The 6,000-nt window shown below is 36.1% G+C and carries 5 protein-coding genes and 2 rRNA genes; 2 read left to right on the forward strand and 5 right to left on the reverse strand.

The features are described 5' to 3' along the window. The first annotated feature begins 190 nt into the window (after nucleotides 1-190). The gene (putP, locus tag DL897_RS16740; RefSeq protein WP_113660271.1) at nucleotides 191-1,660 is read left to right on the forward strand and encodes a sodium/proline symporter PutP; all 1,470 of its coding nucleotides are present in this window, start codon (nucleotides 191-193) and stop codon (nucleotides 1,658-1,660) included. Nucleotides 1,661-1,914: 254 nt separating this feature from the next. Here putP and DL897_RS16745 read toward each other — a convergent pair whose 3' ends face one another. Further along, complete coding sequence (locus tag DL897_RS16745; protein ID WP_113660272.1) at nucleotides 1,915-2,541, reverse strand: fumarylacetoacetate hydrolase family protein; 627 nt, start codon at nucleotides 2,539-2,541, stop codon at nucleotides 1,915-1,917. Nucleotides 2,542-2,811: 270 nt separating this feature from the next. Next, on the reverse strand, nucleotides 2,812-3,309 hold the full coding sequence (locus DL897_RS16750; protein ID WP_113660273.1) for an endonuclease/exonuclease/phosphatase family protein: 498 nt from the start codon (nucleotides 3,307-3,309) through the stop codon (nucleotides 2,812-2,814). Nucleotides 3,310-3,990: 681 nt separating this feature from the next. Here DL897_RS16750 and DL897_RS16755 point away from each other — a divergent pair. After that, nucleotides 3,991-4,512 carry a DUF2165 family protein gene (locus DL897_RS16755; protein ID WP_113660274.1) on the forward strand — a complete coding sequence of 174 codons (522 nt, stop codon included), beginning with the start codon at nucleotides 3,991-3,993 and terminating at the stop codon, nucleotides 4,510-4,512. Between the two features lie 186 nt (nucleotides 4,513-4,698). On the opposite strand, the gene DL897_RS16760 is transcribed toward DL897_RS16755, so the two are convergent. The 3 genes from DL897_RS16760 to DL897_RS16770 all read right to left on the reverse strand — a co-directional run. Beyond that, nucleotides 4,699-5,280 (reverse strand): tropomyosin, encoded by a 582-nt coding sequence (locus DL897_RS16760; protein ID WP_113660275.1) that lies wholly within the window; start codon nucleotides 5,278-5,280, stop codon nucleotides 4,699-4,701. A gap of 345 nt (nucleotides 5,281-5,625) precedes the next feature. Beyond that, a 5S ribosomal RNA gene (gene rrf / locus DL897_RS16765) occupies nucleotides 5,626-5,742 on the reverse strand. A gap of 95 nt (nucleotides 5,743-5,837) precedes the next feature. Then, nucleotides 5,838-6,000: ribosomal RNA gene (locus tag DL897_RS16770) — 23S ribosomal RNA — on the reverse strand; the annotation flags it as partial.

A 6,000-nucleotide genomic window follows, 5' to 3' on the forward strand; every position in this document is an offset into this window, starting at 1 on the left:
ACCACCATTATTCATTCTCCAAGCTCCCATTCAGACATATCGAAAATGATATATTAAGTGGCATTACCTTTTTATTCAAAATAAATTGTAGTCAATAATCTGAAAACAAATCAATAAATTGACCTTAACATTTTATTCATACATACTATTATTTGTAATAGTATTAAAAAAATTAGAAGGGACTGATGCAATGGACTACCAAATCTTTATTTCCATTGGGATTTATATCGTTGCGATGCTACTCATCGGTTTTTATGCCTATAAAAAAACCGACAACTTATCCGACTATATGCTAGGAGGAAGAAATCTAGGCCCTGTGGTAACCGCATTAAGTGCGGGTGCCTCTGATATGAGTGGCTGGTTATTAATGGGACTTCCTGGTGCTATGTATGTAAACGGTTTAAGTAGTGGCTGGATTGTAGTTGGTTTAACAGTTGGGGCTTATTTAAACTGGTTATTTGTAGCTCCTCGATTAAGAGTTTATACGGAAATCACCAATAACTCTCTTACTATTCCTGATTATTTTGCTAACCGTTTCAAAGATCACTCTCATATTCTACGAATTGCATCTGCACTAGTTATTCTTATTTTCTTTACCTTATATACTTCTTCGGGAATGGTTGCAGGTGGGGAGCTATTTAAAAGCTCATTCCATCTTGATTATAAGTTGGGTCTTTGGCTAACTGCAGGAGTTGTCATCATATATACACTATTTGGTGGCTTTATCGCTGTTAGCTGGACTGATCTAGTACAAGGCATCATGATGGTGATTGCTCTCATTCTTGTCCCTATCGTTACTATGATGAATATCGGTGGAATAGGTCCGACATTTACGAAGATTCATGCCGTAGACCCTACTTTATTAGATGCCTTGAAGGGAACTAGCGTAATCGGAATCATATCATTATTAGCTTGGGGATTAGGATACTTTGGACAACCTCATATTATTGTCCGTTTTATGGCGATCACTTCGATCAAAGAGATGAAAAGTGCTCGAAGGGTTGGCATGGGATGGATGATTTTCTCTGTAGTTGGAGCGATGTTTACAGGATTAGTAGGAATTGCTTACTTTGCGATCACAACAAAGAAACTGGATAATCCTGAAACGGTATTTATCGTCCTATCCAATACGTTATTCCATCCATTGATCGCTGGTTTCTTTTTAGCTGCGATCTTAGCCGCAATCATGAGTACCATTTCATCCCAATTACTTGTCACGGCTAGTTCATTGACACAGGATTTTTATCGTGTGTTTCTCCGGCGTAATGCTTCCGATAAAGAAATGGTGTTGGTCGGTCGTCTTTCTCTGCTACTCGTTGCCATCATTGCTCTTCTCTTGGCACTCAATCCGAATAAAACGATTCTTAACTTGGTAGCCTACGCTTGGGCAGGATTTGGTGCATCCTTTGGGCCTGTTGTTCTCCTTAGTCTCTACTGGAAACGGATGACGAAGTGGGGAGCGCTCGCTGGTATGGTCGTCGGTGCAGTTACCGTTCTAATCTGGGAGCAAGTGAAAGCACTTGAAGCCATCTATGAGATTATTCCAGGCTTTATCGCTGGAGCCATAGCGATCGTGGTTGTAAGTCTACTGACGAAAAAACCAACAGATGAAATGGAAAAGGAATTTGAAGAAGCAACTACGCAGGTCTCTGTACGTTAGTTTTATCGCAATCTATGATCATCTTCGATGAAAATCCTATCTAATAACATCACATGAAAGGCATGCGTTTCTCCTTTCACTCTCTAGCAAGTTAGAGTGATTTTAAAAGACTCGCATGCCTAGTTTCTTTTCAATTTCAACGACAATCATCAAACTCTTTTATTATTTTTAGTAGAAACTAGCCTAAATAGTTCGTCTACTAAAAAAGCATACTGAAACGGCTGATCTCAGTATGCTTTAAATATCATACCTAATTAATTTAGGTGTATGAAACAATCCCCCAAAACTTCTTCTCCCCATTTCAATTGTAAATGGTCGTTATGTGCCATAGAGCCCACTCCTGCTGGTGTTCCAGTATAGATCATATCTCCAGCCCCTAGACCAAAGTTTTCGGAACAAAACTGGATAATCGTCTGTATATCAAATAGCATGTCTTGAATATTGCCTCTTTGTACTTCTTGATTATTTTTGATAAGGGTAAAATCCACCTTTTGACAAGCCTCTATACTAGTGAATTTCCGAAATTCCGTAATGATCGCAGAATTAGGAAACCCTTTGGCTAACAGCCACGGATGACCTTTCTTTTTTAGTTCACTTTGTACATCTCGTAAAGTGAAGTCAATCCCTAGAGCAAACTGATCGACTACCTCCTCGATATTTATCCCTGTTTTATAAGGTCTAGCGATATGTAATACCCATTCTACTTCATAATGAACCTCACCACGATCCCCTGGTAAGGAAATCGCTTGTCCATTTGCTTTGACTAAAGCATGAGTCGGTTTCGAGAAAATCATAGGGGATTTAGGTACTTCATTCCCTAATTCTTGAGCATGAAGACGGTAGTTTCTACCTACACAGTATATGTTACGAATATGTTCCATCTCTAATCCTCTTCTCTTTTACTCTGTCTACTATATAAGCTTATCTGCTTTATTTTAACGATTACTCTCTTAAAGGTTACCTGAATATTATCATATCTTCAAATCTCTAGCAATTAGTGAAAAGATCATATAGCTTACTAGACTAAAACAATTTGTCTAAAAAAGCAACTCCACACAAATGAATATCTTTATCAATAGAAAAACTTAATGTTCAAACTCTAAAATCACCCATACATTCATCTATATGTTTTATATCATCAAGTGAGTAAACTAAGATTGCTTCTTTACATAGACAAATCCTTTGTTGGCATAGTAATCTGCTCCACATCCATTTGCAAACACATATTGAACTTTCTCAAGGATCGGCCACTTGCTTATAATAGCAACTCCACCATCTTCCGGAACCCAATCCGAGTACCTCCCAAGTGTTTGGTTCCAACCTGATCTGCTTCGTCCCAACACCGGAGTCTGATTGGCATATTCAGTGGATAAACTGCTCAGCAGTTTATTTGAAGCATTATTATCAAAAAGTTCATTAAGAATAACGATATCATGACCTTTCATAAAGTCGGCCTTGCTAATTAAGTCCGCTCTGAAAGATGGTTTCCAACCACCTGTCAAGGAGGAGGATAGCATATACACATTATATGCCATCGCTTTAAAGTCTACTGTCTCATTTGCTGAAGAAGCAAAGGCAGTTGATGAACTAAAAACCATTGTAAAGCTAACTAGTAGAGTAAATAACCATTTTGCCATACGTCTTTTCATCATTGTCCCCCTATCTACTCTATCAGTTTCACTATGTAGGTTAATAGGTTTTATATTCATTTCATTCAACATCTATTAACCATTGTAGTGTAACAAATATATCTATTAGTAACAGATATTAATTTATAATTAAAATATTCTTACAAGAGTCAAAATAAATACTTAATATAATTTAAATATATCCCATTAACAAAGCTTAGCGAGGTTGTTGTATAAATCAACACGTCACTTAATTAGCTACCATTTCATGAGCATTGCCGACAGGAGACTCGTAAACTTATCAACCTAGAGGAATGGAAGCGTTGCTCGGTTTCTCCCTTGCCAAGCTATATCATAAACAGGTTATGCTTCAAAATAGTTTCTTTTTCCTCGTAAATCATATGGAGAGTCATGGATTAAATATCAAGCTCTTTTTCTAATTGCGTTCCTATGGCATAACTTGTCCATATACACAACAAAGCGATCATTAGGATGACGTTCGAGCAGATGAACTATCGTTGATCTTGAAATCGTTTCTAAGGCAGGCTCAAACTTTTAATTATACAAAGTTAAAGAGCATCCTTCATTTGTATGATTGTAAATAGTCTATAAATTAATATATAATTGAAATAATAACTAGTCTCATTACATAAAATTCATAAACAAGACTATTCCAAGCAAAATAAATAAGGAGTTGGCATAATGAAATCCTTACCAACTTTTAAAGTCATCCGCTTGACCAAAGCGATTTTAGTTTTAACGGTGGGTATCTATGCACTCTTAGTTTTCTTTAATAATGTAACGGATTATGATAGTAACTTTCAATTTGTCAGGCATGTCCTATCAATGGATACAACCTTTCTTGACAACCAGTTAATGTATCGAGCAATTACGTCCCCAGTACTTCATCATATCGCTTATCTTACGATTATCCTTTTTGAAGGATTGATTGCTTTTTTATGTTTAAAAGGAAGCTATCAACTGTTTAAACATGTTCATGCTGATGGGAAAACCTTTCATGAAGCCAAGAGGCTTTCCTTGATTGCCTTGACTTGTTGTTGTCTGCTCTGGTTCTTCGGTTTTCAGGTAGTTGGTGGAGAATGGTTTGCGATGTGGATGTCGAGTAAATGGAATGGTTTATCATCTGCATTTCGTTTAGTCACATATATGCTGTTAGTGCTTATATTTGTTTCCCTGAAAAATGACGATGAAAGTAGCTCTTAAAATACCATCATATATGTCATTCCTTCCAAATAACAAAGAAGATTACATTGATATCACTTTCTATCCTATTCACGTATTCTTCAATGAACTAGCTGACTAAAATTGATTTTATCCGAGTTTATAAAGATATCGTCTCTTTAATCATTCAGGGAAGATCATTAATAACTTCCATAATTATTTTTTTAATTATTCCCTCTTCTTAAGAAGTTTCGCCTTTTCATTTATTAACTCTAACTTTTCTTCTAAAAAATCATTTCTTTGCTCCAACAATTTTATCTTTTGTTCCGCTAATGCTAACTTTATTTCTAATCTCTCCAATTTTAACTCATTCAGTTCTTCATATTTTTTGCTCCATCGAACCGTAAATTCAAATAAAAAATAGGCACCTGAAAATACTGCAAATAATAAAATGAAGTAGGTAATCGGCACATTAGACCATACTATTGTAATCCAACCGATTGAAAAACTTCCAATGTTAATAATTAACAAAGTATCAGGTACATATTGAGGTAAGTGTAATTTACCAAATAATTTGGTTGTAATCACATCCCGTTCCTTATTTTCCTTTTCTTCATACTTCAAATTATATTTTCTTTTCCATTTTAAAAAGAAATAAACAACTACAAAAGGATATAACCAAACATATAAGTCTAAAATAATCTCCCAAGGAACAATGGAGTAGGGAAATCCAGCCAGATAACGTCCTACAGTATAATAAATAATACCGACACAAAGACATAGAAAACAAAATCCGATTACCACCGGCATTGCCTCATCCCTTTCTAAAATTTAAACTTTAAAGAATATTATAATAAATATATACATAATTGTCGATATTTTATATATGTACATTAATATTTATTTTAAATTGGACTTTATTTATATGAAATAGATGAATTCGTACTTATGAAGGATAATTTCCATGTCAAGAGAGCATTGAGAAAGAAGTAGTTATATATCCGTTTTTCATTCGTATTTATTTATTTGACAGTTTAGGGGTTATTGTCTCTATTTTCTTCAATGAAGTCCAACAACAGGGAGCACCTATTCATGAAAACTTCCTAGAGTAAAATAGTAAAAAAGCTATCCAAAATTGGATAGCTTTCTTTGTATGCCTGGCAACGACCTACTCTCCCAGGGGTCTGCACCCCAAGTACCATCGGCGCAGAAGGGCTTAACTGTCGTGTTCGGGATGGGAACGAGTGGAACCCCTTCGCTATAATCACCAGACGTTTCCCGGAATCTGTGATTCTGGGACAATATTCAGATGTGTGAATCACACACCTTGAAAATTAGAAAGGAAATGAAGTCAGAGTGAGAGTAAGTAGGTTAAGCCCTCGACCGATTCGTATCCGTCAGCTAAACACATTGCTGTGCTTACACCTCGGACCGATCCACCTCGTCATCTACAAGGGGTCTTACCTGAACAAGTCAGAGGGAAATCTCATCTTGAGGTGGGCTTCGCGCTTAGATGCTTTCAGCGCTTAT

It is taken from the genome of Thermoflavimicrobium daqui (assembly GCF_003313465.1).
Classification (GTDB): Bacteria; Bacillota; Bacilli; order Thermoactinomycetales; family Thermoactinomycetaceae; genus Thermoflavimicrobium; species Thermoflavimicrobium daqui.